The sequence below is a fragment of the Raoultella sp. T31 genome (genome assembly GCF_002806725.1).
GTDB lineage: Bacteria > Pseudomonadota > Gammaproteobacteria > Enterobacterales > Enterobacteriaceae > Klebsiella > Klebsiella electrica.
Genome location: NZ_PIBO01000009.1, coordinates 55041 through 72877 on the forward strand (window position 1 = coordinate 55041; position 17837 = coordinate 72877).

The 17837-nt window shown below is 55.6% G+C and carries 18 protein-coding genes; 9 read left to right on the forward strand and 9 right to left on the reverse strand.

Translation table 11 applies throughout. From position 1 onward, the window contains the following. Positions 1-73 precede the first annotated feature (73 nt). The 4 genes from CWM52_RS08850 to CWM52_RS08860 form a co-directional block, all read right to left on the reverse strand. The gene (locus CWM52_RS08850) at positions 74-430 is read right to left on the reverse strand and encodes a hypothetical protein (RefSeq protein WP_100683752.1); all 357 of its coding nucleotides are present in this window, start codon (positions 428-430) and stop codon (positions 74-76) included. A gap of 20 nt (positions 431-450) precedes the next feature. After that, positions 451-1542: a serine hydrolase domain-containing protein gene (locus tag CWM52_RS08855; protein ID WP_100683753.1), complete on the reverse strand. Its 1092-nt coding sequence runs from the start codon at positions 1540-1542 to the stop codon at positions 451-453. An 87-nt stretch (positions 1543-1629) separates the two neighbouring features. Beyond that, positions 1630-1764, reverse strand: coding sequence for a hypothetical protein (locus CWM52_RS26980; RefSeq protein WP_255410863.1), 135 nt, complete (start codon positions 1762-1764; stop codon positions 1630-1632). A 155-nt stretch (positions 1765-1919) separates the two neighbouring features. After that, complete coding sequence (locus tag CWM52_RS08860; RefSeq protein ID WP_227521273.1) at positions 1920-2480, reverse strand: sensor histidine kinase; 561 nt, start codon at positions 2478-2480, stop codon at positions 1920-1922. 509 nt (positions 2481-2989) lie between these two features. On the opposite strand from CWM52_RS08860, the gene CWM52_RS08865 reads away from it, so the two are divergent. Continuing rightward, the gene (locus CWM52_RS08865) at positions 2990-4048 is read left to right on the forward strand and encodes an alpha/beta hydrolase family protein (RefSeq protein ID WP_100683755.1); all 1059 of its coding nucleotides are present in this window, start codon (positions 2990-2992) and stop codon (positions 4046-4048) included. Here the strand turns inward: CWM52_RS08865 and CWM52_RS08870 are convergent. The 3 genes from CWM52_RS08870 to CWM52_RS08880 form a co-directional block, all read right to left on the reverse strand. Continuing rightward, on the reverse strand, positions 3987-5009 hold the full coding sequence (locus tag CWM52_RS08870) for a helix-turn-helix domain-containing protein (RefSeq protein WP_100683756.1): 1023 nt from the start codon (positions 5007-5009) through the stop codon (positions 3987-3989). The genes CWM52_RS08865 and CWM52_RS08870 overlap by 62 nt on opposite strands. Before the next feature lie 359 nt (positions 5010-5368). Further along, a complete protein-coding gene (locus CWM52_RS08875) occupies positions 5369-6013 on the reverse strand; it encodes a TenA family protein (RefSeq protein ID WP_100683757.1) in 645 nt (214 codons plus the stop codon). Beyond that, positions 6013-6858 carry a BtpA/SgcQ family protein gene (locus tag CWM52_RS08880; protein WP_100683758.1) on the reverse strand — a complete coding sequence of 282 codons (846 nt, stop codon included), beginning with the start codon at positions 6856-6858 and terminating at the stop codon, positions 6013-6015. The genes CWM52_RS08875 and CWM52_RS08880 overlap by 1 nt, the downstream gene beginning before the upstream one ends. Before the next feature lie 26 nt (positions 6859-6884). Here CWM52_RS08880 and CWM52_RS08885 point away from each other — a divergent pair, with 26 nt between their 5' ends. Then, positions 6885-7757 (forward strand): ribokinase, encoded by an 873-nt coding sequence (locus tag CWM52_RS08885; protein WP_100683759.1) that lies wholly within the window; start codon positions 6885-6887, stop codon positions 7755-7757. Between the two features lies 1 nt (position 7758). Here the strand turns inward: CWM52_RS08885 and CWM52_RS08890 are convergent, their stop codons facing one another. Further along, positions 7759-8712: a substrate-binding domain-containing protein gene (locus CWM52_RS08890; RefSeq protein WP_100683760.1), complete on the reverse strand. Its 954-nt coding sequence runs from the start codon at positions 8710-8712 to the stop codon at positions 7759-7761. Positions 8713-9057: 345 nt separating this feature from the next. Between CWM52_RS08890 and CWM52_RS08895 the strand changes: the two genes are divergently transcribed. From CWM52_RS08895 to tolA, 7 genes are all read left to right on the forward strand, one after another. Beyond that, positions 9058-10080, forward strand: a complete 1023-nt coding sequence (locus CWM52_RS08895; RefSeq protein WP_100683761.1) for a LacI family DNA-binding transcriptional regulator — start codon at positions 9058-9060, stop codon at positions 10078-10080. A gap of 380 nt (positions 10081-10460) precedes the next feature. After that, entirely contained in the window at positions 10461-11207 is a 747-nt protein-coding gene (locus CWM52_RS08900) for an ATP-binding cassette domain-containing protein (protein WP_165785361.1), read from the forward strand. An 18-nt stretch (positions 11208-11225) separates the two neighbouring features. Next, positions 11226-12227: an ABC transporter permease gene (locus CWM52_RS08905; RefSeq protein WP_165785362.1), complete on the forward strand. Its 1002-nt coding sequence runs from the start codon at positions 11226-11228 to the stop codon at positions 12225-12227. A 7-nt stretch (positions 12228-12234) separates the two neighbouring features. Then, positions 12235-13314 (forward strand): phosphotriesterase family protein, encoded by a 1080-nt coding sequence (locus tag CWM52_RS08910; protein WP_100683764.1) that lies wholly within the window; start codon positions 12235-12237, stop codon positions 13312-13314. A 14-nt stretch (positions 13315-13328) separates the two neighbouring features. Next, positions 13329-14084, forward strand: coding sequence for a glutamine amidotransferase (locus tag CWM52_RS08915; protein ID WP_100683765.1), 756 nt, complete (start codon positions 13329-13331; stop codon positions 14082-14084). After that, on the forward strand, positions 14084-15196 hold the full coding sequence (locus tag CWM52_RS08920) for a M20 family metallopeptidase (RefSeq protein ID WP_100683766.1): 1113 nt from the start codon (positions 14084-14086) through the stop codon (positions 15194-15196). Before CWM52_RS08915 ends, CWM52_RS08920 begins: the two co-directional genes overlap by 1 nt. A gap of 170 nt (positions 15197-15366) precedes the next feature. Continuing rightward, complete coding sequence (tolA, locus tag CWM52_RS08925) at positions 15367-15795, forward strand: cell envelope integrity protein TolA (protein WP_100683767.1); 429 nt, start codon at positions 15367-15369, stop codon at positions 15793-15795. Positions 15796-15848: 53 nt separating this feature from the next. Here the strand turns inward: tolA and CWM52_RS08930 are convergent, their stop codons facing one another. After that, positions 15849-17837 carry a TonB-dependent receptor domain-containing protein gene (locus CWM52_RS08930; protein ID WP_416308798.1) on the reverse strand — a complete coding sequence of 663 codons (1989 nt, stop codon included), beginning with the start codon at positions 17835-17837 and terminating at the stop codon, positions 15849-15851.

Consider the following 17837-nt stretch of genomic DNA (forward strand, 5'->3'; position numbering starts at 1 on the left):
ATTCAGTTTCAGCGATCCCTGACAGGGCTGCTACCAGTCAATCAAAGCCTACTCCCCCCTCGGAGTAACAGCATCACGCGAAGAACAGGAGTATTAAGCCTGAAGTCAGTGTGATGAAAATACCGCTCTCTAGCGGATTTCTCGATGAACCTGAACCCTGATGAACGCTGAACCACTGCTTCTCCCAGGTATGGTACACGCCATAGGACACCAGCGAGGCCTGTAGAACATATGTCAACATGTGCAGAGCAGAACCTATTGGCGACAGACGCGAAATAGTTTGCAGCGACTCTGAAACAGAAATAATAAGAATGCTAAACAGACTATAATTCAGCAATCTCATCTTATGATTGATTAGCCATTTTCTCATGTGAAATGCGCCCGCCGAGAAAAGTGTCAGCAAGGCCCAGATAATATCAATCCAGTTCATATTTTCATTCCAGAAAAAATTTAGTTATCTACAGGCTGAGATATTAATAAGCGTATTGCAGGTGTTATCACAGGCCATGCGGTATCAGAAAGGATGACGACGCCTGTCTTGCTGGCCCTGTCGATGGCAATGACCGAGGCATAGCCAGCAGTTTCGCCATTATGCCAGGTTATCTCACGTCCTCTGAATTTTGTTGTAAACCAGCCGTAACCGATCCTTGTGTCACGTTCATCCGTTGACCGTTTCGGATCCATCGCAACACTTCCCGGTAATTTGCCGCGGAGCAAGGCCTGCGTATATTTAACCATATCGGTGATGGTGGACCTCACGCCACCGGCAGGGGCAAACGAGAGCATGTACCAAGGGGCCTCACGATATCCTGCGGCTGACCAACCGCGACTGACGTCGTTTTTTGCGCCATCGTCTGGTGTCGCGACAAAGGTATTTTTCATTCCTGTAGGGGCCAGGAGTCGTTTATTCAGCAACTCGCTATAGGACATATGAGTCATTTTCTCCAGCGTAAGACCGAGAACTGCGTAACCCATACTGGAATACCTGAAATAATTATTTTCCTCTTTTTCTGTTCTACGCAGCATTGCAATGATGTCATTCTCTGAGAAACGCCACGGGTTCTTATGAGTGGCGATGGCTAATAACATCAAGGCGCTCTGCCACGGCGTTGTCGATATGTCAGGAAGCCCCGAATGGTGAGAAGCCAGTTCTGAGAGCCGGACAGATGCCATCGCTACGGGTAGGCCGGGGAGGAGTTCGCCAACGGTGGTTTCGGGTTTGACCTCCCCACGATTCTCGGCATCAGCCAACAATGCCGCCGTCATCGTTTTACTCAGACTACCGACCTCAAATTCCTGACTAAAATCCCCTCCCCAGAGCCCATACTGAACCCCTCCAGGTTTGATGAGCGCGACCGCTACATGGCCGCGAGCACCGCGGAGAAACGGCGTCATAAATCGTACCAGCTGTGCATCACCGGTTATATTTCTCGATGGTGAACTAAATCCTGCCTGTAGATAAATTCCCGAAAGGACAATCACCACAAAAATTGTCACTGAAGCTATGATTCTTGTCAGAATAGTTTTATTGCCTGGTAACATACCTTTCCTTAGTATGAATACTGGATAAGATAATAAATGGAATCGACGGTGCCTTCATCCGGCATCGGATTATCCGCTGCCTGGCTGTCAGGATAACCGTTGACGAAATTCGCTTTCACCTTCCACCGCAGCGATAAAACCATTGCGCGAATATATAAAGGTATTAAAGCCGGTCATGTTATTCGGGCCTTCACCGGTTTTCGTCATCACGGGGGGTGGCATGCGTATCTCCTGATAAGTCATCCTTTTCACATTATGGCGGAAGGAGTGTCAGGAAATTGTCAGGGCCTTGCTGTGGAATATCGCAGGATACCGCCGTTTATGCGTTTTCGGGAATGATATCCGGGGGGGAACTCACCAGCCCTGGGGCGTGAAAATCACTTTGCTGTTGTCCGCTGTACCGTATCGCGTAACTCTAGTGTAAAGCGACATCCCTTCTCAGAACTTTCGACCGTCATGCCCCAGCCTAAATGCTCCACAATGCGTTGCACAATGGATAAACCAAGCCCTTCGCCACTGAGCCGGGCGCCGCGCTGAAAGCGGCGAAACTGCTGGGGATCGATACTGGATGGTAGCCCCGGTCCGCTATCGCATATGACGATCGTCGTACCATGTATCGCCAGACGAACCTCCCCCATTTCGGTGTACTGACAGGCATTGCGCAGAAGATTCCAGATGACGCTGCGCGCTAACTCGGCATTGGTACATGCGTGGGGAGAGGATGGTAAGTCAAGGATTAAGTTGACCTCTTTTTTTGCCAGCCAGGGCTGGCATCGGGCGACGCACTCCTCAAATATCGGGCGCAAAGGTACGTCGGACTGCGGCAGCGTTTGCGGATCGCGCGAGAGCAATAAAAGACAACTTAGCTGACGCTGCATTTCCTGGGTGGTGTGGACGATGCGTTCCGCGCTTTGTACCAGATGGCTATCCGCGGGCAACTGGTGGGCAGTACCTTGAAAAATAGACCGACAAACTTAACAACATCCTGACATAGTTTTTTATTTTGATGTGTGGAGCCTATGGGATTCGCCGCGAAACGGGAAATATCATACGTTATGCCTGTTTGCCCGGCAGGCAGGCAGTTTTGAGCGAGAGCAGATAAAAATGCCGAACAGTTATTACTGAACAACGGGTCGGTAGCGTGGTTCAAAGAGTTATTAGCGGCATTCTGGGGACCGAATGAAGGGCCTAAACTACGTCTGTGGCAAATCTACGAACCATGGTGAGCGGCCGCCTTGCGATATCCAGACTGATCTTATCGTGCCTGCGCTTTGCCGCTGGCTTCAGATAACGCGCCCAGAGATGTATGCGGTGCCACGCCCTTAGCACATTTGCCAGTCGCCCCCTGCCGCAAACACCACAAAAAAGGTCCTCGATCGCGTTTCAGGACGCATCAACCGGGCGTTTGTGACCACAATGCGTCTCTGTTTACTTACCGGAGATCGTTATGTTACGGCCCCTTTGTTGCTTTCTTTTTTCTCTTCTCTTTAGCGTCGCATCGTATGCCAACACGGCTTTTCGCCAGTTGAATATCCACGAGGCTAGCTCCCGCCCTCTCAATATCGCTATCTGGTATCCCACCGCGGCGACCGGCTCGCCGGAAAAGGTGGGTGACAATATTGCCTTTTACGGCACCTCTGTGCTGCGCGATGCGGCGCCGGAAGCGGGCGAGCATCCGCTGCTTCTGCTTTCTCACGGCTATGGCGGTAACTGGCGCAACCTGAACTGGCTGGCGACGGAAATGGCGGCTCAGGGCTATATTGTGGCGGCGGTCGATCATCCCGGCACGACAACATTTAACAAGCGGCCGCAGGATGCGAAGGAACTCTGGCGCCGCCCGCAGGATCTCCAACGGGCAATGGTGAAAATTATCACTACCCCCTCCCTTGCCGGAAAAGTTGATACGCAGCGCATAGCCGCAGCCGGACACTCTCTCGGCGGCTGGACGGTACTTGAACTGGCGGGGGCGCGCTTTGACGCCGCTCGCTTTCAGCATGATTGCCGGACACATGCCAGGCTGTCCGCCTGCAAGTTAATTCAGACGCTGGGTATTGATGACGCTGGCGGGCGACTGGCAGCAGACGAAGGCGATCCGGCAATCAAAGCCGTTGTCTCACTCGATCTGGGCCTGGCCCGCGGATTCACGCCAGAATCACTTTCTCAGATTGCAGTGCCGGTGCTGATTATGGCGGCTCAGGCGGACAGCGATGAGCTACCCGCCAGGCTGGAGTCGGGCTACCTGGCGGAATATCTCCCTGCCGCGGTAAGGCGGGTAGTGAATGTCGAAGGGGCCACACACTTTAGTTTTATGCAGCAATGCAAACCGGGTGCGATGGCATTAATCGCGGAAAAAGAACCGGGCGAAGAGATTGTCTGCCAGGATGGCGGCACCCGGAGCCGTGCTGCGATTCACCGTCAGCTCGCCCGGGATATCAGCGCCTTCCTCAATCAGGCCCTCGACTTTCAACCGCTGCCCGGCGGTAATCCGTCGGGGTCATACCGCTGATACGAAGAAACTCGCGATGAAAGTTTGATTTGGTGGCAAAACCCGCCTCCAGCATCACTTCCGTTACCGGCAGGGTGGTGTTGCGTAGAAGCTGCTGCGCATAGTCGATGCGCAAGCCGTTGATCCATTGTGAGACATTGCAGCCGCGCGTCAGGTTCACCGCTTTTGAAATCTGGCGCGCGGGGACCCCGGTTTTTCTCGCCAGCGCATTCAGCGTCAGGTCGGGATTCAGATACAAATTATGCTCGCTTATCAACGTGTTGACCTGCTGATAAGTCGCGAGAAACGCGTCACTATTGTTCTCTGTACTCGCTTCGGCGGGCAAAACCGGCTCCGCGGCCGGGAGCGACGGACGGCTACTACCGACAATGGCAAAACAGACAAATGGCAGCAGAATAGCCTGCGAGATTGCGACCAGTTGCGGCGCCTGCCGGCCCTGATAAAAATGGAAATTGAGCGCGATGGCCAGATCGGTCAGTCCGGAAAAACAGAGGAAGACCCCCGCGATAAAAGCGAGCGATGACGTTGCAGCGCTATCACTAAGTCGCCTGAAAATAAACGTATCGCTCCCCTGCAGCGCCGTTCGAATCAGGGCGCAACCGTAGCCGATATAGAGCAGCATCAGCACCACATCCGTGGTTTGCGGAGCAATAAGGTTCAGCGCCAGAGCCAGCGTCGGCGGTCCCACAAAAGCGGCAATTTTTTGCTGCAAGCGCTGTTCTGTAAAGCAGGCAAAGCAGTGCCAGGCCAACGGTGGCAGAGTGATCGCCATGACAGACTGCAACTGGCGCAGTTGAATAAGGTCAAACTGCCAGCGCAAGGCTGACATCAAGACCAGCAGGGAACAGCCCGCAATAAAAATCGCGCTGTTGCGATAGCCTGCGGGACGCTGCCAGCAAACCTTCAACAGTAAAATAAGCAAAATAGACAGGGTGTACCAGGGAAAGGGAATGGCCGGCATGGAATACCTGTACGCAAAGCATTTATCTCAGGGGAATGTTGTGCCATAAAAAGGCGTAAAAAGCATCATCAGGAAAAATCTTTTAACGATTCAACACGTTCCCCCTTTTTTACCCCGTCCTGACTTATGCTGTCGTTATTGTTGATCAACCTGAGAATCTGCGCGTTATCTCCCTCGGTGAACTCACCGCGCCAGGCAGACATCTGTCATTATTATCGGGGCGTTTAACAACACGCTCTGCAATGGCTCCTGATATTTCATCCGTCGCCTGAAGAATGGAGATTACCCATATCCACGCTGGCGATAATTTTGAGCGCATACAGGGGCACCGTTTCAGGCCCCCCTTGTTTATCCTGTGGCTAATCCTCATAAGCTGCGCTATGGAAGTCAATTTCCCACTGCAGCACCTCGCCGTAAAGCGCCGACAGCGCCTGCTTCTCACTGTCACTCATTAAGCTGGCGCACCGATCCAGTTCGCCCTTCAGCCAACTCGCCTGCTGGAAAAACGCCTCTTCAGCATGCATTTCCACCCAGCGGCGAATATCAGCATCGTTCTGGCGCTGTTCGCTCGCCCGTCGGCACCAGCAGTAGTACATCCATTCCGCCGCGAACATCATAGTCATTATCTGCTCATAGCTGCCTTGTCGGGCCATCCGCAGCATGCCGTCGCGAAAGCGCTGCACGCCGGGCAAATCGTCGGGATAATCCGCAGGATTGATCTGCCGTGCTGTCAACACCTGTTCAAACCATGCCATCTGCGTGTCGACCAGGGCATTCAGTACGCCGATTAGCCAGCGCTGCTGCTGAATATGCGGTGCCTTGCTGACCCCGAGGGCAAAAATGGCGATGGCCGTGGCGACAAAGTTGCCCTCAAACACCAGATAGCGGTCGAATACGGTTGTCGGCAGACGATCCTGTTCAATATCCACCACAAAACGGTGCCGCTGCATCACCTGCCAGACCTGCTGATGTTCGCGCAGCAGGCGATCGCTAAACGCTTCCATTATGCCTCCTCCAGCGCAGACTGAGCGACCGACATAAAATGCTGTACTCGGGCCAGTTCAACATCGTTCCACCAGACGCCGTCAACCTTCATGGTGCTGGCCACAATGACCCCCTGAGTCCGTCCGAGGATCTGGCGGACGTTGGCCGGTGTCACCCCCGAGCCCACCAGCAACGGCAACGCTGTCGCCGCGCGAATCTCATCAATTTCCGCCATCGTGGCGCTATCGCCGGTGCGCTGGCCGGTGGCAATCACCGCGTCGGCCTCGAAAAAGTCCACGTCGCGAGTCAGTTCCTGAATCGAACGATCGGCAACGATGGCATGGCTACCGTGCTTAACGTGGCTATCGGCGAAGACGCGAATATGTTCAGCACGCAGCATACTGCGATAGCGCAGCGCCTTAGCCGCCGCCCCTTCAATAAATCCTTCGTTGGCGATATAAGCATTGGCCCACTGATTGACGCGGACGAAATCGGCCCCGCCCGCCAGGGCGATAGCCATCGCCGGAATCGCAGCGTTAGCCAGGACGTTAATCCCCAGCGATACACCAAAACGCTCGCGGACTTTCTCGGTAATCACCGCCATCAGCGCTGAGGTTTCATGACCGATATCTTCAGGTTTGGAAAAGGGAATATCGCCGTGATTTTCAATAATCAGACCATGAACGCCCCCAGAAATATAATTATCCGCATCGCGAAGCGCACGTTCAACAATATCAGAAACTGATTTCCCTCGGTATTTAGGCGCGCCGGGAAACGGATCGCAATGAATAACACCAATAATGGCTTTACTACGTGAAAAAATAGCTTGTATTGCATTCGTTTTTTCTGCTGAGATAGCAACCATCTTATCCATCCTGTTAAGGGAACACTATGCGTGTTTACGTTACCGGTAATATTACCGCAGATGAAACCTGGTCCATTCCGGATATACCGAAAAAAGGCTCGTCAATTCACGGCGTTAAAGTTTCGCAGGATATCGGCGGTAAAGGCGCGAATCAGGCGATTATATTATCTCGCTGTGGAATAGAAACGCATTTAATTGCCGCCACGGGAAATGACAGCAACGGAACCTGGATCCGCCAACGGATGAAAAATGAAGCGCTGACGCTACTACCCGACAGCTATTTTAACCAACATAGCGATACCTCGATTATTTTAAATAGCGCCGATGGCGACAATGCCATCATTACCACCACCGCCGCTGCCGATACATTCGGCCTTGATGATATTATGCCGCACCTGGCGAAGGCCGCCGCAGGCGATATTCTGCTACAGCAGGGCAATTTCTCCCTGGAGAAAACGCGGGCGCTATTCCAGTACGGCAAAACCCGCGGTATGACAACGGTCTTCAATCCCTCACCCGTTAATCCTGACTTTTGCCATCTGTGGCCGCTTATCGATATCGCGGTAGTCAATGAATCAGAGGCCGAGCTGCTGCAACCTTACGGCGTCAAAACCTTAGTCATTACCGAGGGCGCGGCAGGCGCCTGGCTTATCCGCGAGGGGCAGCGCCAGTTTTGCCCCGCCATCCCCGCCGCAGCGCTGGATACCACCGGCGCGGGCGACACGTTCCTCGCCGTGATGCTGGCATCCGCTATCCTGCGCAACGTGGCGCCCGATGGTCTGGCGTTGACGCATGCCAGCCGGGCTGCCGCCATTACCGTTAGCCGCCGGGGTACGCTCAGCGCGTTTCCCGACGCCCAGGAACTCGCCGCCCTGTTAGCCACGGGCGGCGCCCACTGACCTACTTGAACAGCGAACGGTAGCTATCCACGTTCGCTTTGGTCACCACCGTAGCCGGAACCAGAATGGTTTTCGGTACGGTTTTGCCGGAGGTGATGCTGTTCAGCGCCTTCAGGGCTTCGGCCCCCATCTTTTCCGGGTCCTGCTGCAGAACGGCGGTGACGTAGCCGCCGTCAATACCGGAAATCGCCTTCGCCGTCAGATCCCAGCCAAAGACTTTAATATCTTTCTGCCGCCCCTGGTTTTCCACGGCGGCGATAGCGCCCAGCAGAGCGGGTTCGCCAGTGGCATAGATCGCTGTCAGATCGGGGTTGCCGGTAATCAGGTTCTCCGCCGCGGTCATTGCTTTATCCTGTACGTTTTGCCCGTCGACGACATTGGCGATGGTAATTTTCGGATTGCTTTTCAGCGTCTCTTCAAACCCTTTCTGCCGCTGGTTCTGAATGGCCGAGTTCAGCGCACCGACAATCCCCAGTCGCGCCTGGCCGCCCATCTCTTTCTGCACGTAATCAACAAAGTATTTTCCAATAATTCTGCCGCCCTCGATATTATCCACGCCAACCTGAGCCGCCTGAGGCCCGGCCGGTAATACGGCATCAATCGCAATCACGGGAATGTGAGCGGCGGCGGCTTCTTTTACCGCCGGCATAATTCCGTTAACGTCAATAGCGGCAACCAGAATGCCTTTAACACCTTGCTGAATATAGTTTTCAATCGCGTCGTTTTGTGCAACGGGATTATCGTTAGAGTTAAAAATCACTAAATCCTTACCACTGGCTTTTGCGGCATCCTGCGCGCCTTTATTCATCAGATTAAAAAACAGCGCCTGCTGATTGATTTGTACCAGGGCATAGGTTGGAGCCGCAGCGCTGACGGCAGAAATAAAGCTCACAGATGCCAGCATTGTTGTTGCGACAGCAATAAAACGCAGTTTTCCGGTGTTAAATAACATCATCATTATCCTCGTCGGGAATCGTTGATAGCCAGCAAAGTTCCGCGCCGCATGCGAACGCAGAAAGATTATTTTTTTGGCGGGCAAATATCGTCTATATGGCCAGAACAATCATCGACCGTTCGGCGGATACCTGCTTAATTTCATTCCGGCAACCGGTCCGTGTCGGTGCGCGACTGGAATGAGTTAAACGGGGTTGGGAATGACTTCCCGGATGATGCGGTAAACTGCCTATACAATTCTCCGCCATTTAAAATTTGTCAAGGATTTATTTCGGGCCTCTGTGTGCAGAGAAATTGCTGTATCCACCGCGCTTAACTATGTTACAGATAGCCAATTCTGGCAGAAATGGCGCAGGAAATGAGTATAAAACGCGTATTACTATCCGACGTGGCAAAGCTGGCGGGCCTGTCGAAGGCTACCCTGTCGCGCTATATGAACAACAGTATCGTGCTACCGCAGGACACCATCGACCGCATCGAAACGGCGATCCACGAACTGGACTATCGCGGTAATAGCCTCGCACGCCGTCTGAGCAAAGGCGGCAGCGAAACCCTTGGCCTGGTGCTACCCGATATCACCAACCCCTTCTTTGCCGAACTGGCCGATGCCGCCGAAGAGGCCGCCTCGGCCAGCGGTTATAGCCTGGTGCTGTGCATCACCCGCAATAATCCTGAAAAGGAGTGTCAGTTCATCCGCTGGCTGGATACCTGTCAGGTCGATGGCCTGCTGTTCACGACTAACCGCCCCGATAACGGCCTGCTGCGCAAAGAGATCCAGCGTCACGAACGCATTGTCCTGCTGGATGAAGATATACCCGGCAGTACGGTGCCGAAGGTGTTTGCCGATAACGTCCAGGGTGGACGCATCGCCACCGAAAAACTGATCGCCGCCGGGCATCGCCATATCGCTTTCGTCGGCGGGCCGGACAAGCTGATGAGCGTCCGCGAACGCTACCAGGGCTTCTGCACCGCCATGGAGCAGGCCGGTCTGAGCTGGCCCTCTGAATGGGTGATGTACGGCGACTATCAGCGCGAGTTCGGTCAACAGGCGCTGCAGTACCTGTTTAGCCAGTCGCAGCGCCCTACCGCCATCTTTGCCGCCAGCGACTATCTGGTACTTGGCCTGCTCGACGGACTGCGCGCCCGCGGACTACAGGCACCGGAGGCGCTGTCGTTAGTCGGATTTGATGACGCCAACTATGCCGATTTCACCCAGCCGCGGATTTCCACTATCCGCCAGCCCGCCCGGGAACTGGGCCGCACCGCGGTAAACATCATGATGCGCCTGCTGAACAACGACAAAGATATCCCGGCAGAAACCCGCCTGCCGGTCGAATGGATTGGCCGCGACTCGATCAAGATTTGTTAAGCGCGTCCCAAAATGGCGCAAAAGCGACCGTTTTTGGCGCAAAAAACGTTCGACTTGCCAGCGCTTCACTATAATCAGTAAACCGGTTTACCGGAATGGAATCAAGAAACGTTATTTATTCCATAAGGTTAAGTAACAGGGCAGCGATGTGATTCCTGCCCTGGCACGGATGCTGCAATGTTCTTACTGGCGAACAAATATCTTACGTAGCGTTTGGTCAGACTGGATTGGTGAGTGCTCCGCTCCGCAGGTAAACCGGTTTACTAGAATGTGAACCGTGTCGGAGGGAGTATCTCCCGCAGGATGACGAACATTTTCCCGGCAATAGCGATGGGAGTTATCAGATGCAGCAGCCACAAACCCCCCCGCCAAGGGTGGAGATGATCAATATCACCAAGACCTACGGGTCGATACGTTCATTGCGCGGAGTCAACCTGGAGCTGGCCCCGGGCGAAGTGCTGGGCCTGGTCGGCGATAACGGCGCGGGGAAATCAACCCTGACCAAAGTGCTCTCCGGCGCGGTGACCCCCTCCAGCGGCACGATTCGTATCGATGGTGAACAGCAGCAGTTTGCTAATCCGGCCGATTCGCGCCGCTGTCATATCGAGATGGTGTATCAGGATCTGTCGCTGTGCGACACGGTTGACGTCGCTGGCAATCTGTTTATGGGCCGCGAGCCAATGAAATCGGTCCTTGGTATCCCCTTTCTCGATGAGGCCAGAATGCACGCCGATGCCCGGGAGATGCTAAAAGGGCTGGGAATTTCCATTCCCGATACCCGCCTGCTGGTGCGAAATCTTTCCGGCGGTCAGCGCCAGGCCATTGCCATCGCCCGCGCGGCGGCTTTTGACCCGAAAGTGCTGATCATGGACGAGCCCACCGCCGCGCTGGCCGTTGCGGAAGTCGAAGCGGTTCTGGAACTGATTCGTCGCGTTTCCGCACGCGGCGTGAGCGTGATTCTGATTACCCACCGCCTGCAGGACCTGTTCCTGGTCTGTGACCGGATCATGGTGATGTATGAAGGTACCAACGTCGCCGACCGGCGGGTGGCCGACACCAGCCTGAGCGATATCGTTAACCTGATTGTGGGCGAAAAATTCACCGCCCGCTCTGCGGCTGCACACTGAGGTAACAGGATGAGTATCATGAACTTAAGTAGCTCCCGCATGATCCAGCATTCGCTGCCCCGCCGCCTGCTGCATAACCACTCGGGCGTGGTGAGCATCGCGCTGTTTTTTGTCTTCTGCTGCGTGGTATTTTCACTGATCACCAGCAATTTTCTCACTGGTACCAACTGGCTGAATATAATCCGTCAGAGCGCCCCGCTGCTGATCGTCGCGACCGCCATGACTCTGGTGATTACCACCGGCGGCATCGATCTGTCGGTGGGCTCGACCCTCGCGCTGGTCGGCGCGTTGTCCGCTATCGCCCTGAACAACTGGGGGCTGTCGTGGCCGGTGGTCCTGCTCGGGGGGCTGCTGCTCGGCGGATTGGTGGGCGCCATCAACGGCTTCTTCATTGCCTATGAAGGCATACCGGCGTTTATCGTTACCCTCGCCACCCTGGCCGTTGTTCGCGGTATCGCGCTGCTGGTCACCCAGGGCTACTCGATTCCGGTTCCGGCTGACAGCCTGTTTACCTTTATCGGCCGCGCCTGGGTTGTCGGTATCCCCATGCCCGCGCTGATCGGCGTGATGATTCTGGTTATCGGGCATATCGTTCTCAACCATATGCGCTTTGGCCGCTACGTGACGGCTATCGGGGCGAATGCCGAAGGCGCGCGACGCAGCGGGATCAACACCAGAGCGGTCACCATGAAGGTCTATATCATCAGCGGAATGGCCGCCGCCCTGGCCGGCATGATCATCACCGCGCGCCTCGGCAGCGGCTCCTCCAACCAGGGCGAAGGCTTTGAGCTACAGGTTATCGCCGCGGTTGTGCTCGGCAGTACCAGCCTGTTTGGCGGTTTCGGTACTATTATCGGCACACTGCTCGGCGCGCTGTCGATTGCGGTGATCCAGAACGGGCTGATCCTGTCGCATATTTCGCCGTTCTACACCCAGATAGCCACCGGCACCATTATCCTGCTGGCTATCTGGCTGAACACCCGCATTCTCAACCCCGCGCGCGCGGCGGCAAAAGGATAGATAGCTGATGAAAGGATCAATTTTTCGCCATCCTACCCCGCTGCCGCTTGGCGTCAGCAGCGGTTATGTCATGACGGTGCTTGGCCCACTGCCGGTTAGGGAAATGGGCGTGACCCTGATGCACGAGCATATTCTGCTGGATGCCTCCGGCAAATGGGTGCCGCCCTGCTGCTGTAGCGATCGTCATCTTGCCGAAATGCCGGTGAAGATGGAAAACCTCGGCGAACTGTCGCTGAACCCACTGATGAGCCGCGATAACTGCCAGCTGTTTGACGTCGACGTGGCGATTGAAGAGCTGACCAAATATCGCGCCCTTGGCGGGGAGACGGTGGTCGATCCGACCAATATCGGCATTGGCCGCGATCCCAAAGCGCTGGCGCGCATCGCGCGTCTGACCGGCCTGAACATTATTATGGGTACCGGTCTGTATCTGGAACCGTCGCACCCCGAGTGGGTAAAAACCAGCAGCGTCGAACAGCTGGCCGAACGGCTGATTTACGATCTGGGCGGCGCGGAGGAGAAACCGGAAGTGCTCGCCGGGCTTATCGGCGAAATTGGTATCTCAAGCCGCTTTACGCCGGATGAAGAGAAGTCTCTGCGCGCCGCGGGGCGGGCCAGTGCCGCGACCGGCGTGCCGATCGAGGTCCATCTGCCGGGCTGGGAGCGGCTCGGTCACCGGGTGCTGGATATTCTCGAACAGGAAGGCGCCGATCTACGCCATACCGTGCTGTGCCATATGAATCCCAGCTTTGCCGATAAGCGCTACCAGCGTGAACTGGCGCAGCGCGGGGCATTTCTCGAATACGACATGATCGGCATGAGCTATTACTACGCCGACGAGTCGGCTCAGTCGCCCTCCGACGAGGAGAACGCCCGCGCCATTCGCGAGCTGATTGACGACGGCTATATCCAGCAGATTTTGCTGTCGCAGGACATCTTCCTGAAAACCATGCTCACCCGCTACGGCGGCCACGGTTACGGCTACATACTCAAGCATTTTGTTCCTCGTCTGCGGCGCCACGGCGTCAGCGGAGAACAGCTTGAAACCTTGATGATTGGCAATCCCCAACGGGTCTTTGGCGGATAAAAAGGAAAGACATCATGCAGAAAAAAATCTTACTGGTCGGTGAATCCTGGACCAGCACATCAACACATGTTAAAGGCTTCGATCAGTTTGCCACCGCCACCTGGCACACCGGCGCAACGGATTTCCTCGCCGCGCTTGCGGACAGTCAGTACGCCATTACCTACATGCCCGCCCACGCGGCGGCGACGGACTTCCCGCTGACCCAGGACGCGCTGCGGCAGTGGGACGCAATTATTCTCTCGGATATCGGCGCCAATACGCTGCTGCTGCATCCGGATACCTGGCTGAAAAGCCGTCGTACCGCCAACCGTCTGACGCTTATCCATGACTACGTTGCCGCTGGCGGCGCGCTGATGATGATTGGCGGCTATTACAGCTTCCAGGGAATTAACGGCGGCGCGCGCTATCGCCATACCGCCGTCGAGAAGGTTCTGCCGGTCCGCTGCCTGGCATGGGACGATCGTATTGAAACCCCGGAAGGTTGCTATGCTGAAGTGACGGAATCTCACGCCCTGTTTAACGATATTCCCGGCGAATGGCCGTGGCTGCTGGGCTACAACGAAGTGGAAATGCATCCGCAAGGCAAACTGCTGGCGACGATCGCCGGTACCGGCCATCCGCTGCTGGCCGTTCGCGAATATCAACAGGGGCGCTCGCTGGTATGGACCAGCGATATGTCGGCGCACTGGCTGCCGGAAGAGTTTAGCAACTGGCCCGGCTATCGCCAGCTGTGGATTAACTGCCTTGACTGGCTGACGGAACGTCGCTGATGACCACCACCCTTGAACTGGCCCGGCAACTGCTGGGCTTTAACACCATCAATCCGCCGGGTAGCGAAGCTGACTGCATGCGCTTCTTTGCCGGCTGGCTTGCAGATAGCGGCTTTGAGGTTTCGCTGTCCTCGTTCGGCGAGGGACGCAGTAATCTGATAGCCAGGCTGCGCGGGGCGACGGCCGGTAAACCGCTGGTCTTTACCGGCCATCTGGATACCGTGCCGCTCGGTAATGCGCAGTGGCAATACGATCCTTTCGGCTCGCAGATAGAGGACGGGCGTCTTTACGGTCGCGGATCCAGCGATATGAAAGCGGCGGTGGCGGCATTTGCCGTTGCCTGCGTTGAGCACCGGGAAGCCATTATGGCCGAGCGCGGCGCGGTATTGCTGATTACCGGCGGGGAAGAGACCGGCTGCGACGGCGCACGGGCGTTGATTGAATCCGCTTCCCTGCCGGAAACGGGCGCGCTGATCGTCGGCGAGCCTACCGCCAATTACCCGGTTATCGGCCATAAAGGCGCGCTGTGGTTACGCTGCGAAACCCGCGGGAAAACCGCCCACGGCGCGATGCCTGAACTGGGGATAAATGCTATCTATCTGGCGGCGGATGCGCTGGGTAAGATTCAACATTTTTCACCGGGCGCGCCGCATCCGCTGATGAAGCAGCCCACCCTTAACGTCGGTCGGATCGAAGGCGGGTTAAATATTAATTCCGTGCCGGACCGCACGCGTTTTGATGTCGATATCCGTAGCGCGCCCAATTTACAGCACGCCACCATCCGCCAGCGCCTGACCACGCTGCTTGGCGAGAACGTCACGATATCGACGCTGGTCGATCTGCCTGCGGTATTGAGCGAAGCGGATCACGCATGGATAAAGCAGGTTTATCAGCGCTGCCAGCCGCTGCACGATCGGCCGCTCGAACCGCGCGTGGTGCCCTACTTTACCGATGCCTCGCTGCTGCTGCCAGCGCTGGGTAATCCACCCTGTATTATTCTCGGCCCCGGCGAGCCCTCTATGGCTCATCAAACCGACGAATACTGCCTGCTCAGCCGACTGCAGGAGGCTGAACAGCTATACGGAGACCTTATCCGCGACTGGATGGCGTAAATGACCTGCTGAGAATGCGAAGAAATAGTGACAACGTCACTTATAACTGACGCCCTGCAGCCAAAGCTCTGCGGGGCTGTCAGCGATTAGCGTTTGAATATAATCGCGAAATATCAGAGGATAACGGCCTCGCACCCGGAATGTACCCTCACCAGCAAGGAGGCATGACTATGCCCTTAAGACTCAGCCCCGTACGCGTTTGTCTCCTCTCTTTACTCCTTTCCGCCTGCTCGGCCCCCCCTTCTGCGCCGGATAGCGCTGAAAACGCTAAATTATCGGCAGAAGTGGATAAGATGTTTCGCGATTATCCGATGGGTTCAGATACTTCACCGCAGGCCAACGTCGCACGCTATCTGACGCAGGTTCAGAAGGCTATCTCCGCTAAAATAGACCAGCCGCAGTCGTATCAGGGGCAACGATGCTCCATACGCTTAGCGCTACAGCGTGACGGGACGGTGGATAACGCCACCGTCGAGAACGGCGACCCGGCGTTATGTGCGCAGATAGTGTCCGCGCTGAAAGGAGCCAAAATCCCGCCAGCGCCGGATGAAAAAACCTATCAGACATTCAGCAATGCCGTTCTGGACTTCAGGCCATAACAGGTCTTTTTGACATGCTATCGCAGGGGGCCATTCGGCCCCCTGCATTGTTTTCAGAACTCCACACGTCCACCAAAATTATAGCGCCGCCCTTCCAGCATCGCCGTCTGCCTGTAGGCGGTGGTGTAAACCGGATTGACATCAAACAGATTGTAGATCCCGCTCATCAGGGTGACGCGCTTAGTCAGGTGGTAACGCGCGCCTAAATCCACCAGCGCGTAGGCGTCCGTTGAGCTGGACTTGCCGATATCCGGCGATCTGCTGCGCCAGCTGGCCTTGGTCCATAGTTCCAGATCGGAAGTGGTGTTCCACGTCAGCGAAACGTTGGCCATACTGCTGGGGAAATCGTTTAGCGCATAGCCTTTATACTCACCGCTTTTCTGTTCGCTGTGGGTGTAGGTATAGTTGGCGTTTGCCTTCAGCGCTGCGGTCACCTGCCAGTCGCCGTTCAGCTCCACACCGTAGATCTGCGCATCACCGACGTTAATATATTGCGACACGCTATCGGCGGTATAGCCATTGTATTGGCACTTCTGGGTAGCCGATGAAGTACAGATGGTATGGTCGCTGATTTTATCTTTAAATTTGGTGTAAAAAAGGGTGGCGTCGAGCGCCAGGGCATCCTGCTGCCAGTACACGCCCAGCTCGGTATTGATGCTTTGTTCCGGCTTGAGATCGTCGTTGCCAATACCGATTTCAGAATAAGGATAAGCCCCGTAGACGCTGGTAAAACCGGCATTATTCTGGCGTAAATCCGGTTTTTTATAGCCGGCGGACACGCCCCCTTTCAGCGCCCAGGTTTCGTCAATGGCCCAGTTACCATACAGCTTAGGCGTAACGTGATAACCGAAATAGCTATCATGATCGAGGCGCGCCGAGGTCGTCAGGGTAAAGTCCGGGACGATCATCCACGCGTCTTCCGCGAATACCGCCCAGCCGTGGCGGGTAATTTTACTGACCGGGGTGACGCCAGGCGCCTGTTTGTCGGCGATACCGAAGGTGTCATTCAACTCGTTGCGCGTAAAGTTGACGCCTAACGTCAGCTTGTGATCGGCCAGCGTAAAGGTGTTCGCGCTATTGGCCTCAAAATTATTCTGCTTAATAAACTGCGGGTCCATGCCGGGCACGCGGTACTCCGTGCGGGCCTTTTCGTAGCTGATAAAGTTCTTCACCTCCAGCAGGTCATCACCGTACCAGGCATGCTGTGACAGCGATGCCGCATCGCGGTCAAAACCCCAGTACCACGCTTTATCATTATGGGTTTTCTCCTGATTACCTTTGGCGGCGTTCAGATCCCAGAGCTGGGTATCGGTTGGCGACAGAGAAATCGTGGCGTCGAGATTCCCGGCCTGATGCTTAACAAAACGTTCTTTGCTTGGGCTGTCATCATCGCGACGATCAAGATAATCCGCGCCCACGCTGACCCCGAGTTTACCCGGCACGACCGGCCCCATAAAGAAGGCGTTTGTCTGGTTAGTATTGCCGTATTCGCTTTTCTCCTGCAGGAAGTAATTATCCTCTAGCACCCCCGTCCATGTGTCGAGGTTATACGCCTTTTTGGTGATGACGTTGACCACGCCGCCAATAGAGTCAGAGCCGTACAACGAAGACATCGGCCCGCGAATGACCTCGATTCGTTCAATAGCGGCCAGCGGCGGCATAAACGCCGCTTCCGTCCCAATATGATGCCCGTAGGGACGAGATTCGCGGGTAGATTGCTTGATGCCGTTCACCATATACGAGGTATAGGTCGAATCCATACCGCGCATCTGTACATCGCCGGTCGCCAGGCTGCCGTGACCGTTGCCCACCAGCACGCCAGGCATCTCGCGCAACGCTTCGGTGATGTTTTGATTTGAGCGGGTATTCAGCGCCTTCTCATCGAGCACCGAGATCGTCGCCGGCGCCTCGCGCCTCTCCTGGCTGAATCCCGTGGCGGTCACTACCATCTGTTCTTCATTTACTACAGCGCCATCTGCGGCGAAGGCTGCCGCAGGTAGATTCAAGGCGAGCGCCACCGCCACGTCCAGGCGTGTTTTCAT

Bases quoted from the DNA above. Each gene is read 5' to 3' on its own strand.
- CWM52_RS08850 (WP_100683752.1), bottom strand. From the start codon at position 430: ATGAACTGGATTGATATTATCTGGGCCTTGCTGACACTTTTCTCGGCG.
- CWM52_RS08855 (WP_100683753.1), bottom strand. From the start codon at position 1,542: ATGTTACCAGGCAATAAAACTATTCTGACAAGAATCATAGCTTCAGTG.
- CWM52_RS26980 (WP_255410863.1), bottom strand. From the start codon at position 1,764: ATGCCACCCCCCGTGATGACGAAAACCGGTGAAGGCCCGAATAACATG.
- CWM52_RS08865 (WP_100683755.1), top strand. From the start codon at position 2,990: ATGTTACGGCCCCTTTGTTGCTTTCTTTTTTCTCTTCTCTTTAGCGTC.
- CWM52_RS08870 (WP_100683756.1), bottom strand. From the start codon at position 5,009: ATGCCGGCCATTCCCTTTCCCTGGTACACCCTGTCTATTTTGCTTATT.
- CWM52_RS08875 (WP_100683757.1), bottom strand. From the start codon at position 6,013: ATGGAAGCGTTTAGCGATCGCCTGCTGCGCGAACATCAGCAGGTCTGG.
- CWM52_RS08880 (WP_100683758.1), bottom strand. From the start codon at position 6,858: ATGGTTGCTATCTCAGCAGAAAAAACGAATGCAATACAAGCTATTTTT.
- CWM52_RS08885 (WP_100683759.1), top strand. From the start codon at position 6,885: ATGCGTGTTTACGTTACCGGTAATATTACCGCAGATGAAACCTGGTCC.
- CWM52_RS08890 (WP_100683760.1), bottom strand. From the start codon at position 8,712: ATGATGTTATTTAACACCGGAAAACTGCGTTTTATTGCTGTCGCAACA.
- CWM52_RS08895 (WP_100683761.1), top strand. From the start codon at position 9,058: ATGGCGCAGGAAATGAGTATAAAACGCGTATTACTATCCGACGTGGCA.
- CWM52_RS08900 (WP_165785361.1), top strand. From the start codon at position 10,461: ATGATCAATATCACCAAGACCTACGGGTCGATACGTTCATTGCGCGGA.
- CWM52_RS08905 (WP_165785362.1), top strand. From the start codon at position 11,226: ATGAACTTAAGTAGCTCCCGCATGATCCAGCATTCGCTGCCCCGCCGC.
- CWM52_RS08910 (WP_100683764.1), top strand. From the start codon at position 12,235: ATGAAAGGATCAATTTTTCGCCATCCTACCCCGCTGCCGCTTGGCGTC.
- CWM52_RS08915 (WP_100683765.1), top strand. From the start codon at position 13,329: ATGCAGAAAAAAATCTTACTGGTCGGTGAATCCTGGACCAGCACATCA.
- CWM52_RS08920 (WP_100683766.1), top strand. From the start codon at position 14,084: ATGACCACCACCCTTGAACTGGCCCGGCAACTGCTGGGCTTTAACACC.
- tolA (WP_100683767.1), top strand. From the start codon at position 15,367: ATGCCCTTAAGACTCAGCCCCGTACGCGTTTGTCTCCTCTCTTTACTC.
- CWM52_RS08930 (WP_416308798.1), bottom strand. From the start codon at position 17,837: ATGAAAACACGCCTGGACGTGGCGGTGGCGCTCGCCTTGAATCTACCT.